Source organism: Enterococcus sp. DIV0756 (genome assembly GCF_051710745.1).
In the GTDB taxonomy this organism is placed as follows: Bacteria; Bacillota; Bacilli; order Lactobacillales; family Enterococcaceae; genus Enterococcus_A.
Window position 1 is genome coordinate 1,913,771 of record NZ_JBIOLF010000001.1, and the last position, 21,017, is coordinate 1,934,787.

Annotated in this window: 14 protein-coding genes; 3 read left to right on the forward strand and 11 right to left on the reverse strand. The window is 39.1% G+C overall.

Annotated features, from left to right (window positions below; genetic code table 11):
* The 3 genes from IGI44_RS09265 to nifJ form a co-directional block, all read right to left on the reverse strand.
* Positions 1-1,107, reverse strand: a complete 1,107-nt coding sequence (locus IGI44_RS09265; protein ID WP_438787476.1) for a CdaR family protein — start codon at positions 1,105-1,107, stop codon at positions 1-3.
* Positions 1,104-1,988 carry a diadenylate cyclase CdaA gene (gene cdaA, locus IGI44_RS09270; protein WP_438787477.1) on the reverse strand — a complete coding sequence of 295 codons (885 nt, stop codon included), beginning with the start codon at positions 1,986-1,988 and terminating at the stop codon, positions 1,104-1,106. Before cdaA ends, IGI44_RS09265 begins: the two co-directional genes overlap by 4 nt.
* A 108-nt stretch (positions 1,989-2,096) precedes the next feature.
* Positions 2,097-5,768, reverse strand: a complete 3,672-nt coding sequence (nifJ, locus tag IGI44_RS09275) for a pyruvate:ferredoxin (flavodoxin) oxidoreductase (RefSeq protein ID WP_438787478.1) — start codon at positions 5,766-5,768, stop codon at positions 2,097-2,099.
* 291 nt (positions 5,769-6,059) lie between these two features.
* Here nifJ and IGI44_RS09280 point away from each other — a divergent pair, with 291 nt between their 5' ends.
* Positions 6,060-6,575, forward strand: a complete 516-nt coding sequence (locus IGI44_RS09280) for a thioredoxin domain-containing protein (protein WP_438787479.1) — start codon at positions 6,060-6,062, stop codon at positions 6,573-6,575.
* A 20-nt stretch (positions 6,576-6,595) separates the two neighbouring features.
* On the opposite strand, the gene whiA is transcribed toward IGI44_RS09280, so the two are convergent.
* From whiA to uvrB, 7 genes are all read right to left on the reverse strand, one after another.
* On the reverse strand, positions 6,596-7,531 hold the full coding sequence (whiA, locus tag IGI44_RS09285; RefSeq protein WP_438787480.1) for a DNA-binding protein WhiA: 936 nt from the start codon (positions 7,529-7,531) through the stop codon (positions 6,596-6,598).
* A gap of 27 nt (positions 7,532-7,558) precedes the next feature.
* On the reverse strand, positions 7,559-8,557 hold the full coding sequence (locus IGI44_RS09290; protein WP_438787481.1) for a gluconeogenesis factor YvcK family protein: 999 nt from the start codon (positions 8,555-8,557) through the stop codon (positions 7,559-7,561).
* Entirely contained in the window at positions 8,554-9,441 is an 888-nt protein-coding gene (gene rapZ, locus IGI44_RS09295; RefSeq protein WP_438787482.1) for an RNase adapter RapZ, read from the reverse strand. Before rapZ ends, IGI44_RS09290 begins: the two co-directional genes overlap by 4 nt.
* 302 nt (positions 9,442-9,743) lie before the next feature.
* Entirely contained in the window at positions 9,744-10,457 is a 714-nt protein-coding gene (locus IGI44_RS09300) for an amino acid racemase (RefSeq protein ID WP_438787483.1), read from the reverse strand.
* A gap of 2 nt (positions 10,458-10,459) precedes the next feature.
* A complete protein-coding gene (locus tag IGI44_RS09305) occupies positions 10,460-11,716 on the reverse strand; it encodes a carboxylate--amine ligase (protein ID WP_438787484.1) in 1,257 nt (418 codons plus the stop codon).
* 101 nt (positions 11,717-11,817) lie between these two features.
* Complete coding sequence (uvrA, locus tag IGI44_RS09310) at positions 11,818-14,640, reverse strand: excinuclease ABC subunit UvrA (RefSeq protein ID WP_438787485.1); 2,823 nt, start codon at positions 14,638-14,640, stop codon at positions 11,818-11,820.
* Between the two features lie 140 nt (positions 14,641-14,780).
* Positions 14,781-16,772 carry an excinuclease ABC subunit UvrB gene (uvrB, locus tag IGI44_RS09315; protein ID WP_438787486.1) on the reverse strand — a complete coding sequence of 664 codons (1,992 nt, stop codon included), beginning with the start codon at positions 16,770-16,772 and terminating at the stop codon, positions 14,781-14,783.
* Between the two features lie 245 nt (positions 16,773-17,017).
* On the opposite strand from uvrB, the gene IGI44_RS09320 reads away from it, so the two are divergent.
* Together IGI44_RS09320 and IGI44_RS09325 are read left to right on the forward strand one after the other, a co-directional pair.
* On the forward strand, positions 17,018-19,183 hold the full coding sequence (locus IGI44_RS09320) for an amino acid ABC transporter substrate-binding protein/permease (RefSeq protein ID WP_438787487.1): 2,166 nt from the start codon (positions 17,018-17,020) through the stop codon (positions 19,181-19,183).
* A gap of 12 nt (positions 19,184-19,195) precedes the next feature.
* Complete coding sequence (locus IGI44_RS09325) at positions 19,196-19,933, forward strand: amino acid ABC transporter ATP-binding protein (protein WP_316402964.1); 738 nt, start codon at positions 19,196-19,198, stop codon at positions 19,931-19,933.
* 21 nt (positions 19,934-19,954) lie between these two features.
* Here the strand turns inward: IGI44_RS09325 and IGI44_RS09330 are convergent, their stop codons facing one another.
* Positions 19,955-20,998, reverse strand: coding sequence for a glycerol dehydrogenase (locus IGI44_RS09330; protein ID WP_438787488.1), 1,044 nt, complete (start codon positions 20,996-20,998; stop codon positions 19,955-19,957).
* Positions 20,999-21,017: the final 19 nt, after the last annotated feature.

The following is a 21,017-nucleotide window of genomic DNA, read 5'->3' on the forward strand; positions in this document are numbered from 1 at the left end:
CTAGTTAGCTGATTGATTTGTCGACTCTTCTTGACTGTTAGTTGGTTGAGTCTCAATACTGTCCGCGGAAGATTCTGTCGTTCTACTTGAATCTCCTGTAGTTCCGCCTGTCGACGAACTAGAATGATTTGTACTACTAGTATCTGATGCTTGTGATTTTTTAAATACCGGTGTTACTTGTGCGCTCACCGTCTTCGGAATAACTTGGTATTCTCCAGAGATTGGCACATCTATAAATTTTTTAACAGTTCCCTGAATTTGAGAAACATCCACCGGAATTCCAATGCTGTCTATTTGATCAATTACTGATTGGACACCTGTAATTGTTGCCTTTGTACGATTCAGATCAATTTTGACACTTTCAACTGTCTCAGGTAAATCACCCTCTTGGATTGGATAAAGAGAAACTTCTTTACTCGGTGTCTTAATTTCAAAATTGACTGTTACATTTTGTGGATCTGATTGAATCGGCAAAACTTCTCCACTGGCATTCAGAGCTTGAACAGGCGCTTGGATACTTTCTTGATCCGAAGTGAGTTTACTACTATCCACTGAAGCAACAACACGATCGATTTCTTTCATTGTAGTTTCTCCAGTTGTGATTTCAACTTGCTCCGGTTGGGTAGATAATTCGCCGACTTTCAACCCATTATTGCTGGTTGTACTACTTAGAATTGGTGAGACATCAAATTTTTTCTTAACCTTTTTCTCAATCGTGACAGAAATCTTTTCTGGTTCAATCGTTGCAAATAAAGAACTAGATAAATTCTTTGTTTTTAACCTTACCTCATGCGTGCCCGAACCGAGTTTAGATAAATCGGCGACCACACTAAAAGTACGCGTATCAGGATCAATTTCTTTATTTAACTGGATTCTGTTTGCGCCACTTAATTTGACTGAAACATTCGATGAAAATCCATGCACAAAATAAGCAGATGAATCGTAATCAACGTTAATCGGCACATTTTGAATGGTCTCCTCATAGCTCGTTTCAGAAGAAATCAATCTGCTGAAATTTGAACTATTTACATTAAAAAATAAAATCAAACTAAACAGCAATGAAACGAGCATGTAAGGTACGTTACTTTTCTTGAACTTAATTCTCATTTTTGGCCTCCTTTAGTCAACCCTTCCAAAAAGGTTTGTAAGAGACTCTTTCTTCCAGCATTTTTTTCATCTGGAAGTAATTCCCGCCGCATCACGGCCAAATATTCCTCTTGCGTTAAATCATGTAAGAAATCATTGTTTAGCGTAATACTGACGCCACCTGTTTCTTCAGAAACTATGAAGGTCACTGCATCACTGACTTCGCTAATACCAACTGCTGCTCGATGCCGTGTACCAAATTCTTTCGGGATCAGCATACTATCTGAAAGAGGTAGATATGCTGAAGCTACAGCGATTTTCCCATCTTTCACAATAACGGCTCCGTCATGCAACGGTGTGTTAGGAATGAAAATATTGATCAACAACTCTCCAGTAATATCAGCATCTAAATCAATCCCAGTTTCAATGTACTCTTCAAGGCCTGTTGAACGTTGAATTGTAACTAGAGCACCGATTTTTCTTTTTGACATATACTGAATAGCTTTATCGAAGGCTAAAATCATTCGCTCGTCGTCCAGCTCTTCCTTTTTCGAAGTTTTAAAGAAAGCACTGCGTCCCAAATGTTCCAAACCACGCCGAACCTCCGGCTGAAAAATAATGATTGCTGCAATTACACCATAAGTGATTATTTGATTCATTAACCACGATAATGTATGCAGTCCAATTAATTCAGCAATGATCCGAATCCCAATGAATATCGCCACACCTTTAAGCAATTGAACAGCTTTTGTCCCGCGAACAAGTTCAAACAAGCGATAAATCAAAAACCAAACGACAAATATATCTAAAAGGTTGACGATGATATCCCAGGTTGAAAGGTTCTCAGAAAAAAAGCTAAGCCAATAATCTGGTTTGAATAATTCAATTAGACGATTAGGCATAGATAACCTCTCTTTCTATCCAAAATTCTCTACAATTATACCACAGTGGTACAGTTCTAGCATAAAATTTAAGAGAGAGCCTTAGCAAACTAAGACTCTCAAAATTATTTATTTTTTTAATTTTTCAGCTCGTGCTGCTCTACGTGCAGCACGCCGAGCTTCCGCTTCTGGATCTACTTTCCGTTCGCGTTTTACCCTTTCATTAATCTTTTTCTCATTATCCTCAGCCTTCGTTCCAGTCAATTTTGCACGAATTTTTTCTTCCTGTCCTGCTAACCGAGCATAGTTATAAAAACGTGTTTCTGCATCGTTGACCGTTTTTTGGTATAGACGCTGTGCATCATCCGGTTGAATTCTTTCCAACGCGGAAAAACGCGTTTGCTGTTTCATGAAACCAATCATCTCATCGAAGTTTGGTTTCTTGTAATCTAACGTCATGGGATTCTTTCCTTTTTCACGTTGCAAAGGATTGTATCGATACAATGACCAATAGCCTGAATTGACAGCATCTTTTGCTTCTTGGAGAGTTTTGCTCATCCCACCACGCAGGCCATGATTGATACAAGGCGTGTATGCAATGACAAGAGATGGTCCAGGGAATTTTTCTGCTTCCTCTAGCGCTTTAATTGTTTGCATTTGGTTTGCTCCGGAGGCGATTTGAGCAACATAGACATTCCCGTATGTCATTGCCATCATTCCCAAATCTTTTTTAGACTGGTATTTACCACCTGCGGAGAATTTTGCGATAGCAGAAGCTGGAGTTGCTTTAGATGTTTGTCCACCTGTGTTTGAATACACTTCATTATCCATCACTAAAATATTCACATCTGCGCCACTAGCCAAGATATGATCAATTCCGCCGAAGCCAATATCATACGCCCAGCCATCGCCACCAAACATCCACTGACTGGTTTTTACAAATAAGTCACGGTTCTCATAAATATCTACAAGCCTTGGATCAGATAAATCGGTCGATTCAAGTGCCGCAGTCAGTTTTGTAGCTCTTTGCTGTGTACCTTCTGACTCAAACATATGATCCATCCAGTCTTCCATTAGCTCGCGTAAATCATCTGAAACGATGTCTAACACATCATTAATTTTATCAGCAAGCTCTTTACGCCGTGTCTGATTTGCTAGAAACATCCCGTATCCGTACTCAGCATTATCTTCAAATAACGAGTTTGACCAAGCGGGTCCTTGACCTTTTTCATTTGTCGTATAAGGACTGACTGGAGCTGCTGCACCCCAAATGGACGAACATCCAGTTGCATTCGCAATCATCATACGATCACCAAACATTTGTGTCATTAATTTTACGTAAGGTGTTTCTCCGCAGCCTGCACAAGCCCCTGAAAATTCAAGTAATGGTTGATTAAATTGAGAGCCTAAAACGGAATTTGTTTTTGCAGGATTTGCCTTTTGTTTCAGAGTCATTGAAAATGCCCAGTTGATCGCCTGTTCCTTTTCTTCTTCATATGGTTTCATAACCAATGCTTTTCCCTTAGCTGGGCAAGCTTCGACGCATAAGCCACAACCAGTACAATCCTCAACAGAAACTTGAATCCGGTATTTCAGACCGTCAGCGCCACGCATCTCCCTTACAATATACCCTTCTGGTGCCTCTTCCATTTCTTCCTCGTCCGCTAAGAACGGTCGAATTGCAGCATGCGGACAAACAAAGGAGCATTCATTACACATAGTGCAGCGATCACTGATCCAATGTGGGACCTCTAAAGCCACACCACGTTTTTCATATTTTGTAGTACCGGTCGGAATAGTCCCATCCGTCATGCCATTGACTACTAAATCATTCACAGTCAGGTCATTTCCTTGTTGCGAATTAATAGGCTCTACAATTTGTTCTACATATTGAGAAACCTCTTTTCTTCTAACCTTTTCCGGAACTTCCACTTGAAGCCAGCTTTCTGGCACTTGAACTTGATGCAGCAATTCAACCGTTTGTTCAATCGCAGCGATATTCTTCTCGACAATCTCTAATGACTTACGACGGTAATTTTTATCTGCCTCCATTTTTAGAATATCCAATACTTCATTAAATGGAATAATGCCTGTTAAGCGGAAGAACGCCGTTTGCATCACAGTATTTATTCGTGATCCTAGACCGACATCCATAGCCAATTTCGCGGCATTAATGGTATAAAATTCGATATCATTTTCAGCGATATACCGTTTCATCTTCGCGGGAAGCAATCTTTCGATCTGTTGATCATTCCACATGGTATTCATCAGGAAGATTCCCCCCGGCTTCAACCCCTTCAATAGATCATACGTATGAATATAAGCAGGCGTATGGCAAGCAATAAAATCCGCGCTCTCAACAAGATACGTCGAACGGATCGGAGTATCGCCAAAACGTAAATGAGAGACGGTTAGTCCGCCTGATTTCTTTGAGTCATAGCTAAAATAACCTTGAGCATATTTATCTGTATGATCACCAATAATCTTAATCGCAGATTTGTTGGCTCCAACAGTTCCATCTGATCCAAATCCCCAAAATTTTGCCTGAAAGGTCTTAGGATTCGTGAGATCAACAATTCCTTTAGTTTCTAATGACATATGTGTTACATCATCAACAATCCCGATTGTAAAACGTTTTTTAGCCTCTTGTTTATCTTTTTTCAACTCATCATAAACTGCAATGATTTGATCTGGAGTTACATCTTTTGAACCTAAACCAAATCGACCACCAATAATTTTCGGGCGAATATCCGCCTCGTACATGACGCCTTGAACATCCAATAAGAGTGGTTCTCCATCAGCCCCAGGTTCCTTCGATCGATCCAACACGGCAATTGATTTAACAGTACTAGGTAATTTTTCCAAAAAGTTCTCAGTTGGAAATGGACGATACAAATGAATATTCAGAAAACCGACCTTGCGCCCATTCTTATTTAAATGGTCAACAGTTTGTTCAATTGTTTGCGCAACGGACCCCATCGCTACAATCACTTCTTCGGCATCTTCTACGCCATAGTAGGTCACTAAGTCATAGTTTGTTCCGCGTAGTTTGTTGATCTCAAACATATACTTCTGAACGATTGCTGGCAGTTCATCATAATACCGATTGACCGTTTCCCGTTGTTGAAAATGGACATCCGGATTTTGGTTTGTCCCGCTGATGGTTGGATGATTGGGATTCATACTGCGTTTGCGGAAAGCTTTCAATTTTTCTTGATCAATCAGCGGTGCTAGTTCTTCATAATCAAGCACCTCCACTTTTTGAATCTCATGGCTTGTTCGAAAGCCATCAAAAAAGTTCATAAATGGAAGACTTCCTTCAATCGCTGCTAAATGAGCGACCGCTGATAGATCCATTACCTCTTGTACGCTGCTTTCCTGAAGCATTGCAAATCCCGTTTGACGAGCGGCCATGACATCCCCGTGATCTCCAAAAATATTTAAAGCGTTTGTTGTAACCGCACGACTCGCAACATGAAAAACACCTGGTAACAATTCGCCAGCAATCTTATACATATTTGGAATCATGAGTAATAAACCTTGGGAAGCAGTATAAGTTGTGGTCAAGGCACCCGTTTTTAATGCCCCATGTACAACGCCGGCAGCCCCTGCCTCAGATTGCATTTCAGTAATAGATACGGGTTGCCCAAATATATTTTTCTTTCCTTGTGAAGCCCATTGATCCACAAGTTCAGCCATGGTTGAGCTAGGAGTGATCGGGTAAATTGCAGCCAACTCTGTGAATCCATATGAAATGTATGCAGCCGCTGTATTCCCATCCATCGTTTTTTTCTTGCGCATAACTTTTCTCCCTCTTTTAATAACTATTGTTACTTCTATTGTAGAAAAACAACATAACATTTTATTGTCCTTCTAATAGATTCTTGATTAACATTCTCTTTGCTATTTTGAATACGATTATTCGCTCTTATGAGATGATGACTTTAGAATTTCTATAACAACGGATTTATTATAAACTAACATACCTTAATTTCAAATAAGAGTTTCAGTCTTTTTAACTTATTTATATGAAAAGAATTTGTATTCTTATAAATATTCTGTACACTAAGAGATGAAAGGATGTGTCTTCTCATGGATATTTCAGTTATTAAAGGTAATTTAGTTAACGACTTTAATGGGATCAAAATCGGATCGGATAACGCACCAAAACGATTAATCGAGTTTATCAACCTTCGTTGCCCCTACTGCAAACAATGGTTTGAAGAATCTTATGAATTCTTGGATCAAGCAGTCGCAGAAGGAAAAGTTCAACGTATTATCAAATTATTAGATAAAGACAAAATTAGTTTGCAACGAGGCAACATTATGCATGAATACATCAGCGCTGATCCACAAAGAGCTTTAATCCAAATTCAGCAAGCATTTGAAACACAAGAAAGTTGGCAAGAGTTAGACTTAGAAGCTGTTGCTAAATATGCTGAACAAACATTACATTTTACTCAGCAAGCCAATCATAACTTGCAAAGTGAAATTCGCAACGAAGCGGAGCAAGCCAATATTAAATTTGTGCCTACCATTGTTTTAGGCGAACATATTTTTGATGAGTCGATTGACTCAGCCACATTAAAAGCCTACATTGCTGAGTAAACAAAAAAACCGTTTGGATTTCAAACGGTTTTTTTGCGTAAATTATCAGCAAAATCATTGATTTTACGGATTCGGTGATTGATTCCTGATTTAGAAATTGCACCGGAAGGAATCATTTCTCCTAATTCCTTTAAGCTGATTTCTGGATTTTGAATTCGTAATTCTGCAATTTCCTGCAACTTTTCCGGTAAAGATTGCAGACCAACAGTCGCTTCGATAAAATGGATATTTTCAATTTGTTTAGATGCGGCATCGATCGTTTTATTCATATTGGCAGTCTCGCAATTTACTAGTCGATTAACTGAATTCCGCATATCCCTCACAATTCGAACATCTTCAAATTTCAACATTGAATTCGTTGCACCGATAAGCGTTAAAAAGTCAGCGATTTTTTCGGCACCCTTTAGATATGTGATATACCCATTCCTACGCTCTAATGTGCGAGCGTTTAAATCAAATTGATTGAGCAAGTCGCAAATATCTTGATTGTGCTCTTCATAGATTGATGAAATCTCCAAGTGATAACGGCTAGTTTCAGGATTATTGACGGAGCCAGAAGCTAAAAAAGCTCCTCTTAAATACGCTCGCGTTTTCTTCTCTGATTGCTTGATTTCTTGAGAAATATGCGATTGAAACATCGCGCCATCCATGATATCTAAGTCTAATAGTATTTTCTGAGTTTCTTGTTTCAGACGCACGATATAAACATTGTTTTTCTTCAATTTCATTTTGCGCCGTACCAGCAGTTCGCTGCGTACACCGTAATGTTCCTTTAGTAACGTAAAAATCCGTCGTGCAATTGCGGCATTTTCCGTCTGAACATTTAGGACAAATTGATGATTATTCAGACTAAGTGAACCATTCATTCGTATCAAAGCGGCTAGCTCAGCTTGCGCAAGATTTTTTTGGACCGCCAGACCCGTTAACTCTTTCTTTACTTCTGCTGCAAAAGACATGGCGAGCCCTCCTTACTCCTACTTTATTTAAATTTTTGCACCGAAAACAATTCGGAACAGTTCATCAACAACTTTGTCACCATCATGGAAGACGCCGCCATCACGTAATTTTAGAAAATCTGTCGAAACGACACGACATCCCTCTTCACGTAAGCCATTGAAATCGTGAGTCACTTGAACTAGATATTCATCGTAAATTTCAGGATCCATGTAACCTTCTGGTACGTGCTCTGTATTAACTAATACAGTATTGATAAACTTACTTTCGAGATGCTTGTGTAAAACACGAATATGATCCGCATCACTGAAGTGCTCTGTCTCACCTTTTTGCGTCATGATATTACAAATATAGACTACTTCTGCGTTCGTTGTCCGAACAGCTTCGCCTATTTCTTCAATCATCAAATTGGGTAGAATGCTGGTAAACAATGAGCCCGGGCCTAGAACGACCATATCTGCTTCATTGATTGCATTCACAACTTTACGAGCTGCATGAACAGCCTTTTCTCCACTTTTATCAGTGACATAAACTTTTTCGATAGTTTTACGATCCAGAGCGATTTTGGACTCGCCTACTGCACTTGTTCCATCATCAAAATCTGCATGTAACACTAATGGTGTCTCTGAAGAGGGATAAATATGTCCGTCTACGTGCATCATCATTGAAAGTAATTGAATTGCTTCATAAGTACTGTTGCGCATTTCTGACAAAGCTGCAATCAGCAGGTTCCCAATCGTATGGTTTGCTAAAAACTTATCACTTTCATGAAAACGATACTGAAATAGATCTTCATAAAGCTTGGGCATATCTGATAATGCTGCCAAGACATTTCTAAGATCCCCAGGCGGAGCCATGTCGATGGAATCACGTAACTCTCCACTGCTTCCCCCATCATCAGCTACCGTTACAACAGCAGTAATATCTGCACTTTGATTTCGCAAACTCTTTAAAATAACAGGAAGACCAGTTCCCCCACCTATGACGACAATCTTCGGTTTACGGATACGATATGTTTTCATTTTCATGAACGATTCACCGTCTCTTTCCGCTTATCCTTATCACGATGAGTGATGTTAACTTTGTAATTTGCTTCCTTAATCGCTTTTCCTACTCGTTCCGTCAACGCAACTGAACGATGCTGTCCGCCGGTGCAACCAATAGCAATCGTAAGCGAGCTTTTACCTTCTTTGATATAGCCAGGTAAAATATCCATAATCAACCGAACAAAATTTGCATAAAAACTTTCTGTTTCAGGAAATGACATAACATAATCATATACAGGTTTATCTAGTCCTGTTTGCGGACGTAATTCTGGGATGTAATGGGGATTTGGCAAGAAACGGACATCCATGACAATATCTGCATCAATTGGAAGCCCATATTTGAAGCCAAAAGACACCACCTCCACATGGAAGCCTACATCATCTTGTTGTTTAAATGATTGATTGATTTTTTCTCGTAATTGACGCGGAGTTAAATCTGTTGTATCAATCATTAAGGTTGCACGATTTTTTAGATCTTCTAAAATTGCTCGTTCCTTACGGATTCCTTCTGTGATCATCCCTTCCATTGCAAGTGGATGGGCACGTCGAGTCTCTTTATATCGAGAAACTAACTCCTCATCAGAACAGTCCAAAAATAGAATACTGGTATCAATAAAGCCAGTATTTTCAATTTCTACTAACATTTTTTGAATATCTTCGAAAAACGAACGGGAACGCAAATCTACTACAAGGGCAATTTTCGTTACCTTTCCTGATTCTCGAATCAATTCCCAAAATTTTGGAATTAATCCAGGTGGCATATTATCCACACAAAAATAGCCCATATCCTCGAAGCTTTGAATTGCTACGGTTTTCCCCGCACCACTCATACCAGTAATGACAACTAAATGTAAACTCTCAGTCATTTGTGTCACTCCTTTCTCAATTTAACCGACTTCTTTTTAAGTCTTAAGTCATTTTACAATGTTTACTTTTCTATTATTGAAAAAAATTGTTAACCCGAACCACGTAAGTCTAAATAATTTTCAGACTTTTCCTAAAATGAAAGCCTTTAGTTCGATTAAGCACAAATATTTTTACTCTATGCGTTAAAAAAAGGCAAATTCCTTTGCCTTCTTAGAAATTATAACATTCCAGGCGTGTCTTTGCTACTTTTTTGTCATTCTTTAACGATTCATAATATGCGTAGTTGCAAAAATAGATCTTCCTATTTGGAAGATCTATTTTTTAAAGCTAATTCAATTGTACGGTCTGCTAGAATAGACTGCGCATCGATCACTGGATAAGGAACTTCATCTGTCAGCTCTTGAACTAGAGAAAGCTCTGTGCACCCTAAAATCGCATTTTGACACTGATTTTTTTCAAAAACATCTGAGAGAATTTCCAAGTACAAATCACTATTGATAAAGTCGTTTTCTTTTACATCATGGTAAATCAAATGATTGACCTTATCTTGAAGTTCTTTTTCAGGAACAAGAACTTCATAGCCTTTAGCCTCTAGTTCACTTTGATAAACTTTAGCCGTCATTGTTCCCGCAGTAGCCAAAACAGCGATTTTTTCTCCTGCTTGATGATATTTCGTTACCTCATTAACAGCTTCTCGTGGCATATGCAATAACGGAATCTTGGTTGCCCCTTGTAATTGATCGAAAAAGTAATGAGCCGTATTGCAGGTCAATACGATAAAATCTGGTTGTAGTAAATTTTGCTTCTCGATATCGTCTAATAGAAACGGTAATGGATTCGCCGCTTGATTGTTTAAAATATAGGCCGTCCGATCCGGCACTGTCGCGTGATTAAACATTACATAGTTCAAATATTCTTGATCGTTATGTGCTTGAGTTCTCTGATTAAGAATTCGAATGAAACTCTCTGTGGCCATTGTTCCCATACCACCGAGTATGCTGAAGAAATTCTCCATGTTTATCCTTCTTTCTCTTTAAAGAATAAGTCAAAACGTCCTTTGTACTGGCTAAACATATATTTCATCAAAATCCAGCGCATCAAGGACATGTCCTTCTTGTAAAAGACCGTCGTTCCCCATTGATTATTCTTAATCATACCAAGTGCTTTCTCTTTATCGGCGTTATTACGAGCATATTTCTCAAATACACCCTTAGGAACCCCCATCCACAATTTAGAATTAGCTGGTTCGGCTTTACCGTAAATTGTTTCATTAAAAGGTTTCTCAAAAACACGATCCTCCGTTACATATTGAGCTAGGTTGAAGCCGTTCAATGTCACAAAGAAACTACTACGCCCTTGACGCAGATTAATTTCGAATAACTTATATTCCCCATCTCTCGGGTCATATTTCATATCGAAATTTGCAAAACCTGTATAATTAATTTTTTCCAAAAAGCCTTTGATGGTCTGGTAAATTTTTTCATTGTATTCAGGCATGATCGCCACGTAATTTCCAATCGCTTCAGGAGAAGGATCTTCTAGTAACGGGTGTCCTAAACACATCATTCTAACTTGATGATTTTGGTCAACATACGCATTCAAAACCCGCATATTACTGTCATCACCTGGGATAAAATCTTGGGCGATCATTTCGCTTGTGTATCCAGCATGATAAATTCGTTCGATAATCGTATCAAATTCATCACGAGTATCCAAAATGAAAGCTTTTTTACGTCCTTCAAAATCGATGGATAACCACTCCACACTATTAGCTGGCTTCAAAGCTACTGGAAAAGCAAATGGCAAATCTTGTTTCAATTTTCCAGCTTCCAGCATGTCTTCTGTGACAATGAAGGTTTTAGGATAAGGCAGATCATACTTTTCACAGATTTCATAGAAGCTTACTTTACTGATTAAACGTTGCAATAAGTCAAAATCAATATAAGGGCAAATAAACCATTCAGAAAGCTCTTCCTTGTGTTGTGAAACCAATTCTGCATAGCCATCCCCGCAGGCAATCAGCAGATATTTTGTGTCAGGATCATTATAGGTATTTTTCCCTAATTCGCGCATTTTCTCCATGAAGACAGGGTCTTTGTCAAAACCTGGTACAACATGGACATTCACGATTTTACTGTATTTTGTCGGTGCCAACTGTAAGCCAGCATAAGCTTCAGAAACGATTCCATAAGCTTCATGGAATGAACGAGCCATCCCATAGACATTGATGTCGCTCCCTAATAAGATCGGTACAAACTTTTGTTTTTCATTCATATTTTCTTACACCTTCTCATTCTAAATCAACGATAATCATACCATAAAGAAAAATGCAAGCAAAGGAGAATCCTTCACCTGCATCAAGCTTTATCAGTTATTTATTTTTTAAGGACACGTTTTAAATAATGACCCGTGTAACTCTCTGGAACTTCAGCAATTTCTTCCGGTGTTCCTGTTGCCAAAATAGTACCGCCACCATCGCCGCCTTCTGGACCTAAATCAATCACATAGTCTGCCGACTTAATTACGTCTAAGTTGTGCTCAATTACAAGAACTGTATTACCAGCATCAACAAAACGTTCAAGTACCTTCAATAGGCGAGCAATATCATCTGTATGCAAACCAGTAGTAGGCTCATCCAAAATATAAAAATTCTTCCCATTCGAATTCTTATGCAGTTCGCTGGCAAGTTTCATCCGCTGTGCTTCACCACCAGATAATGTAGTAGCCGGTTGCCCCATTGTAACGTAACCTAAACCGACATCCACGATCGTTTGTAGTTTGCGATGAATTTTAGGAATATGCTTAAAGAACTCGACCGCATCCTCCACGGTCATTTCTAAGATATCTGCAATATTCTTACCTTTATAATGAACTTCCAACGTTTCTGAGTTGTAGCGTTTGCCATGACAAACTTCACATGGTACATAAACATCAGGTAAGAAATGCATTTCAATCTTAATAATCCCGTCTCCGCGACAGGCTTCACAGCGTCCGCCTTTAACGTTAAAACTGAATCGACCTTTCTTATAACCACGAATCTTTGCTTCATTTGTTTGAGCAAATAAATCACGAATATCATCGAATACACTCGTATAGGTTGCTGGATTACTTCTTGGCGTACGACCGATCGGACTTTGATCAATATCAACTAACTTTTCAATATTATTGTACCCAGTAATTTTCTTGAATTTTCCTGGCTTATTTGAATTACGGTTAAGCTTTTGAGCGAGAGCTTTCTTCAAAATCTGGTTAACTAGGGTAGATTTCCCTGAACCAGAAACTCCCGTAACCGCAACGAATTTACCTAATGGAAATTCAGCATCAATATTTTTTAAATTATTTTCAGCAGCTCCCGTAACTTTAATCTTCTTGCCATTTCCTTTACGACGTTCTTTGGGTACGGCAATTTCCCGTTTACCTGACAGGTACTGACCAGTTAAAGATTTAGGATTCTTTTCAACCTCTTTTGGTGTGCCAGCAGCAACGATTTCGCCACCTTGGTCTCCTGCTCCTGGACCAACATCAATCAGATAATCGGCAGCCCGCATAGTATCTTCATCATGTTCAACAACGATCAACGTATTTCCAAGGTCACGCATTTTCTTCAAGGATTCGATTAAACGATCATTGTCACGTTGATGCAATCCGATTGAAGGCTCATCCAAAATATAAAGGACCCCAGACAAATTTGAACCAATTTGGGTCGCTAATCGAATCCGTTGGGCTTCTCCTCCAGATAAGGTGCCAGAAGCACGACTTAAGGTCAGGTAATCTAAACCAACATTTCGCAGAAAGCTTAAGCGATCTTTGATTTCCTTCAATATTGGCTTTGCAATAACTTTTTCTTGCTCACTCAAAGCAACTGTCTCGAAAAATTCTAGTGCACTATTGATGGAATCTTCACTCACTTGTCCAATGTTCGTTTCATTAATCTGAACCGATAAGGCCTGTGGATTCAACCGATAGCCATGACAGGTTTGACACGTTAATTCTGTCATATACAATCGCATTTGATCTCGAGTAAAGTCGCTATTTGTTTCGGCGTAACGACGATTAATATTATTGATAATTCCCTCAAAAGGAACTTCTACATCCCGTACTCCACCGAAGTCATTTTCATAATGGAAGTGGAAATTTTCACCATTTGAACCATTCAAAATGATGTCTTGATGTTCTTTAGGTAGGTCCTCAAAGGGTGTATCCATATCAATTCCAAAGCTCAAACATGCTTGCTCCAACATTTGTGGATAGTATTGAGAACTAATCGGATTCCAAGGAATCAATGCTCCTTCGCGTAAAGTTTTGCTTTGATCTGGAATTACCAGGTCCATGTCGACTTCAAGCTTAACTCCTAAGCCATCACAGTCTGGACATGCGCCAAATGGTGCGTTGAATGAGAATAGACGAGGTTCAAGCTCACCCACAGTAAAACCACAATATGGACAAGCGTAATGTTCACTAAAGAGCATTTCCTTTTCGCCAATCACGTCAACAATCGCATAACCTTCTGCTAAACGCAAAGCCGCTTCAAATGAATCAAACAAGCGCGAACGGATGCCATCTTTTACGACAATTCGGTCCACAATAATTTCAATATCATGCTTTTTATTTTTGGTTAATTCGGGAGCCTCTGTTACATCATACAGTTCACCATCGACCCGCATACGAACATAACCCTCACGCTGAATCATTTCAAAGACTTTTTTATGCTGCCCTTTTTTCTTAGCCACAACTGGTGCTAAGATTTGAATTTTTGTTCGTTCAGGTAATTCTAAAACTTTATCAACCATCTGCTCTACTGACTGTGAAGTGATCTCGATATGATCATTGGGACAGATTGGATGACCTACTCGAGCATAGAGCAACCGCAAATAATCGTTAATCTCAGTTACAGTTCCTACCGTTGACCGAGGATTTTTACTTGTCGTTTTTTGGTCAATCGAGATTGCAGGACTTAATCCATCAATACTATCAACGTCTGGTTTGTCCATTTGACCCAAAAATTGACGGGCATAGGCAGACAGACTTTCCACATAACGACGTTGTCCTTCAGCGTATAATGTATCGAAAGCCAATGAACTCTTCCCAGAACCAGATAAACCAGTAACAACCACCATTTTGTCACGAGGAATCGTAACATCTACGTTTTTCAAATTATGAGCACGCGCTCCATGAATAACTATCTTATCATTCGCCATTTATATCTCCTATTTCATTGTTTTACTGTGTTGCTCTTCTTAACAATTATCTCTTATATTTACTAGGCAACTAGTTTTAATTGAAAAAAGTAGTTGCCTGAGCAAAGTTTAATTAGAATACTCTTACTGATTAAGTTTGTCTATTCTGCCGCTTTTAATTCTAAAATAGTATCTCTTAAAGTGGCAGCAGTTTCAAAATCAAGGGTTTTAGCCGCTTCTCGCATTTCGTCTTCCATTTTGGCAATCAGTTCTTTTCGTTCTGATTTAGACAACTCTTCAAATGAAGTTGCATCATATGTTTCAGTATTTTCTGCGACTTTGCTAATTGAAATTAAATCACGAATTTCTTTAATGATTGTCTTTGGAACGATTCCATGTTCTTCATTATACTGCTCTTGAATACTGCGTCGACGTGAGGTCTCATCCATCGCTCGTTGCATCGAATCCGTCACCTTGTCAGCATACATAATTACTTTACCTTCAGAATTACGTGCAGCTCGCCCAATCGTTTGAACAAGTGATCGTTCACTACGCAGGAAACCTTCCTTATCCGCGTCTAGGATGGCAACCAAGGAAACTTCTGGTACATCCAACCCTTCCCGCAGTAAATTAATTCCTACAAGAACATCAAATTTTCCTAACCGCAAATCACGAATAATTTCCGTCCGTTCCAGCGTTTTGATGTCACTGTGCAGATACTTAACCTTAATCCCTAATTCTTTGAAGTAGTCCGTTAAGTCCTCTGACATTTTCTTAGTTAAAGTCGTGACAAATACACGCTCATTTCGTTCAGAACGTTCATTGATTTCTCCAACAAGATCATCAATTTGCCCCATAATTGGCCGCACTTCAATAACTGGATCTAACAAACCAGTTGGACGAATAATTTGTTCAACTACTGTGTCTGTTTCTTCGTGTTCATATGGACCTGGTGTTGCTGAAACATAGACGATTTGATTAACACGTTCTTCAAATTCTTTCAATTGTAACGGCCGATTATCTAAAGCAGATGGTAAACGGAATCCGTAATCGACCAGCATTTGCTTCCGAGCCCGGTCACCGTTGTACATTCCGCGAACTTGCGGCATCGTCACATGTGATTCATCAACTACAAGTAAGAAATCTTCAGGAAAGAAGTCAATCAGTGTGTACGGTGGTTCACCTTCTTTACGACCGTCCATATGTCGAGAGTAGTTTTCAATTCCTGACGTATAGCCCATTTCACGCAGCATTTCAATATCATAATTTGTTCGCTGTTCCAATCGTTGGGCTTCCAGAAGTTTATTCTCACTACGCAATACGTCTAATCGTTCTTCAAGTTCCTTTTGGATATTGCTGATGGCTACTTCCATATGTCCTTCATTTGTTAAGAAATGTGTCGCCGGGAAGATCGCAACATGCTCAGTTTCGCCAGTAATTTCGCCAGTTAATGCATCAACTTCACGAATCCGTTCGATTTCATCGCCAAAAAACTCCACGCGTAAAGCACGTTCGTCCCGTGATGCGGGGAATATTTCCACTACATCACCACGAACGCGAAAACGGCCACGTTGGAAATCAATATCGTTTCGCTCAAATTGAATATCAATCAAGTTCCTCAACAGCTGGTTTCGATCCATCTCCATTCCTACTCGTAATGAGACTACTTGCTCTAAGTATTCCTTCGGAGAACCTAAACCGAAGATACAAGATACTGATGCAACTACAATCACATCATTTCGTTCTAATAACGCACTTGTTGCCGAGTGACGCAGCTTATCGATTTCGTCATTGATACTTGAATCCTTCTCAATATAAGTATCACTAGATGGCACATATGCCTCAGGTTGATAATAATCATAGTAACTAACAAAATACTCCACCGCATTGTTAGGAAAGAATTCTTTAAACTCACCATATAATTGCCCTGCCAATGTCTTATTGTGAGCAATTATGAGGGTTGGTTTATTGACTTCCTTGATGACATTAGAAATTGTGTATGTTTTCCCGGTACCGGTGGCTCCTAATAGTATTTGTGCTTTTTTTCCATCGACGATTCCTTCGGCTAGTTGTTTGATGGCCTCAGGCTGATCGCCAGCAGGCTGATATTTTGAATGAAGATCGAACGTGTTGTCCGTTACTCTTTCAATCATACAAAAATCCCCCTTTTTCTATTAAATAAACAAAGATTTTCCATTTCAAAATTATAGCATACCGAACATATTTTCGCCATTTTTAATTCTCAGCGTAAAAAGTTCTTAAAATTTCCAATGTAAACTTTTCTGACATTTCATGTTATAAAAATTTTGCTTTTTTTCTCTCCTACAATGAACCTACTTGTATTTTATCCTTAAACTAACATATAATAAACAAATGATAAGTGTATAGGAGGATTATTATGAGAAAAAACAAATTAATTCCATTCGTCGTTTTTTTAATGGCAAGTATCTTCACACTTGGCTTTGCCAGTAAGAGCAACGCCGCGGAAAAGACATATAAAATAGGAACGGACTTGACTTTTGCTCCTTTCGAGTTTCAAAATTCCGACGGTGAATACATAGGTATCGACGTGGATTTGATTAATCAGATCGCTAAAGATCAGAACTTTAAAGTAGACTTACGTCCATTGGGATTTGACAGTTCCATTCAAGGCGTGCAATCAGATCAACTTGACGGTATGATTGCCGGAATGAGTATTACCGATGAACGTAAAAAAACCTTTGACTTCTCAGAACCCTACTTTGATAGTGGTATCCAGATGGCTGTCAAAAATGATAATAAAGACATCAAAGATTACAAAGATTTAAAAGGTAAAACTGTTTCTGCAAAAATCGGCACAGAAAGTGCTACTTTCCTAGAGCAGAACAAAGACAAATATGGCTATGAAATTAAATTGTACGAAGCAGCCGACGCAATGTACAATGCTTTGACGAACGGAAATTCTGTCGCGATCTTCGATGACTATCCAGTTTTAGGCTATGCTGTTACCAATGGTCAACCATTTAAGTTGGTTGGCGAACCGGAAAAAGGCAGCTCTTATGGTTTTGCTGTAAAGAAAGGCGAAAACAAAGAGCTATTGAAGAAATTTAATGCTGGATTGAAAGATTTAAAGAAAGACGGCAGTTACGATAAAATCGTTGCGAAATACATCTCGACTGGCTCTGGTGATCAAGCCGAAGCTTCAGGTGAAATGAAAAAAATTGAACCTAAAAAAGATGTCTATGTAATCGCAAGTGATTCTGCTTTTGCCCCATTTGAATACAAAGACAGTGATGGCGAATATAAAGGAATCGATGTTGACTTACTGAAACGAGCAGCTGAGCTGCAAGGGTTCAAATTAGATATGAAATTTATCGGTTTTTCTTCAGCCATGCAGGCATTGGAGTCTGGACAGGCAGATGGAATGATTGCTGGAATGACCATTACAGATGAGCGAAAAGCGAATTATGATTTTTCCGATCCTTACTTCCAAAGTGGAATTCAATTAGCTGTTGCAAAGGATGATAAGGACATTAAGTCTTATAAAGATTTAAAAGGAAAAACTGTTGGCGCCAAGGTTGGTACTGAAAGTGCGGATTTCCTAGAAGCTCACAAAAAGGAATATGGCTACACGATCAAAAGCTTTGATGCTGCGGATCAATTATATGATGCATTAAAAGTTGGATCAATCGATGCCATGATGGATGACTATCCTGTTATTGGTTATGCCGTAAATCAAGGACAAAACCTAAAAACACCGATTAAGCGCGAAGTTGGCGGCGAGTATGGCTTTGCCGTGAAAAAGGGACAAAATCCAGAACTTCGCGAAATGTTCACTGAAGCATTAAAAGAAATGAAACGAACTGGTGAATACGATACAATCGTAAACAAATACATTGGTGCTGAAAAAGAAGAAAAGAAAGATGCTGTTGATGAATCAACTATTACCGGCTTACTAAAAAATAATTACAAGTCATTATTAGACGGTCTATGGAAAACGATCGTGTTAGCTTTAGTATCATTTGCGTTGGCCCTAGTACTAGGTGTGATCTTCGGATTGTTCCGTGTCTCTCCTGTCCGTGGTCTACGTACTTTCGCAGGTATTTATATTGACATTATTCGTGGTATTCCAATGATGGTATTAGCCTTCTTCATTTTCTTCGGCTTACCAGGAATTACGGGAATCAAAATCCCTGACTTTGCTGCTGGGATTATTACTTTAACCTTGAATGCCAGTGCGTATATCGCAGAGATCGTTCGCGGCGGTATCAATGCTGTCCCTGTTGGTCAAATGGAAGCTTCACGAAGCTTAGGTCTATCTTACAACCGTACCATGCAAAAAATTATTTTGCCGCAAGCAGTTAAGATTATGATTCCTTCATTCATCAATCAATTTGTTATCAGTTTGAAGGATACGACGATCATCTCTGCTATCGGTGTGGTGGAATTACTGCAAACTGGGAAGATTATTGTGGCACGGACTACACAAAGTTCTTACGTTTACTTGATTATTGCGATCATGTACTTGATCTTAATCACGATCTTGACTAAGTTAGCGAACCGTTTAGAAAAGAAGGTGAAATAGATGGAAAAAACGATGGATAAAAAAATTGTCGTTAATCATTTGGTAAAGAAATTCGGTGACAACACCGTTTTAAATGACTTAAATATCACTATCAGTGAAGGTGAAGTGGTCTGTATCATTGGACCATCTGGTTCCGGAAAAAGTACGTTCTTGCGTTGTATGAATCACTTGGAAGAACCGACTTCTGGTGAGATCATTATCGATGGACAAGACCTAACAGATAAACACACAGATATCAACTTGGTCCGTCAGCATATTGGAATGGTATTTCAACATTTCAACTTGTTCCCTCACCTCACTGTTTTAGAAAATATCACTTTAGCTCCACTTGATTTAAAAGGTGAATCGAAAGAGTCCGCTGAAAAACGCGGTGTGGAATTACTAACACAGGTTGGACTTGCAGAGAAGAAAAATGATTATCCAGACAGCCTTTCTGGTGGTCAAAAGCAACGTGTGGCAATTGCCCGTGCGTTGGCAATGAATCCTGACATCATGCTGTTCGATGAACCTACTTCGGCGCTTGACCCAGAAATGGTTGGAGACGTGTTGAAGGTTATGAAGGATTTAGCTTTACAAGGAATGACGATGGTCATCGTTACCCATGAAATGGGCTTCGCCAAAGAAGTAGCCGATCGTGTCATCTTTACTGATGGTGGGAAAATTTTAGAAGACGGCACACCTGAACAAGTCTTCAATAATCCTCACAATCCAAGAACTCAAGATTTCTTGAATAAAGTTTTGAATATCTAACACGAAACCCGTGAAATCATTTTAGATTTCACGGGTTTTTCTGAATGTTAAAAGGATTTTATAGACTTCATCTTTTGTTACTGATACATTGCTGCGAATAATCCCATCTTCTGGTGAAAAAGCTAGATTTGTAACTTTTTGCAGGTCGTTTGCTGATGGAAAAACAGATAAGGCTTCATAAGTAATCGGCAACTCCAACTTTTTGAATAAGGCTTGATATCTTGAGAACTCCTCTTTTCGACCTTCTATTTGTAATTGCTGCAAAGTAGTCATAGCGATAATTTGACCATGGCTCCCTTTTATTTCTCCGCCCCACAAACTGACCATAGCATTATGAAGTGCATGAGCAATACTCAGTCCGCCGGATTCAAAGCCAATACCACTCAATAGCGTATTGGCCTCAACGACTGCCTCAAATGCTGGCGTAACTTTTCCATGTTTATTCGCTTCCACTGCCGCTTCTGCATAGTTAAGCAAAACGTCACGACATTTTTCAGCGATTGCTTCGGCTGCCAACGTAGGTAGAGCACCTAATGTGTTCACACCACGATTTTCTCGTACTGTTCTTGCCTCAATCGAAGTTGATAGACCATCAGCGATTCCCGCCGTCAAAAAATGAACTGGACTATTAATTAAAATCGCTGTATCTACCAACACAAGGTCTGGACTTTTAGTGTAATAGGAATATTTTTCAAAATAGCCATCACGATACTTAACTGAGATCCGTGACGTCGGTGCATCCGTAGAAGCAGATGTAGGGACAACAACCACAGGACAATTTGACTCAAAAGCGAGAGCTTTCCCTAAATCAATTGCCCGACCGCCACCTAAAGCAACGACAGAATCAAACGCTCCATTAGGTTTTTCTTCCTCTACCAACCATACGAAGATCTCCCCGCCTAGCTCCTTCAATTTCTTACATAATTGTTCTCCCAGCATTTGATATACAAAGCCATCAGTTACGATCAAGCACTTTTGACCAAAAGCTAGTATATCTTCCAAGTGATTCCATAAAACATTTTCTCCCTGACGATAAGTCATAGGACTAACAAACACTTTTTCCATACGTTCTCCTTCTTATCCT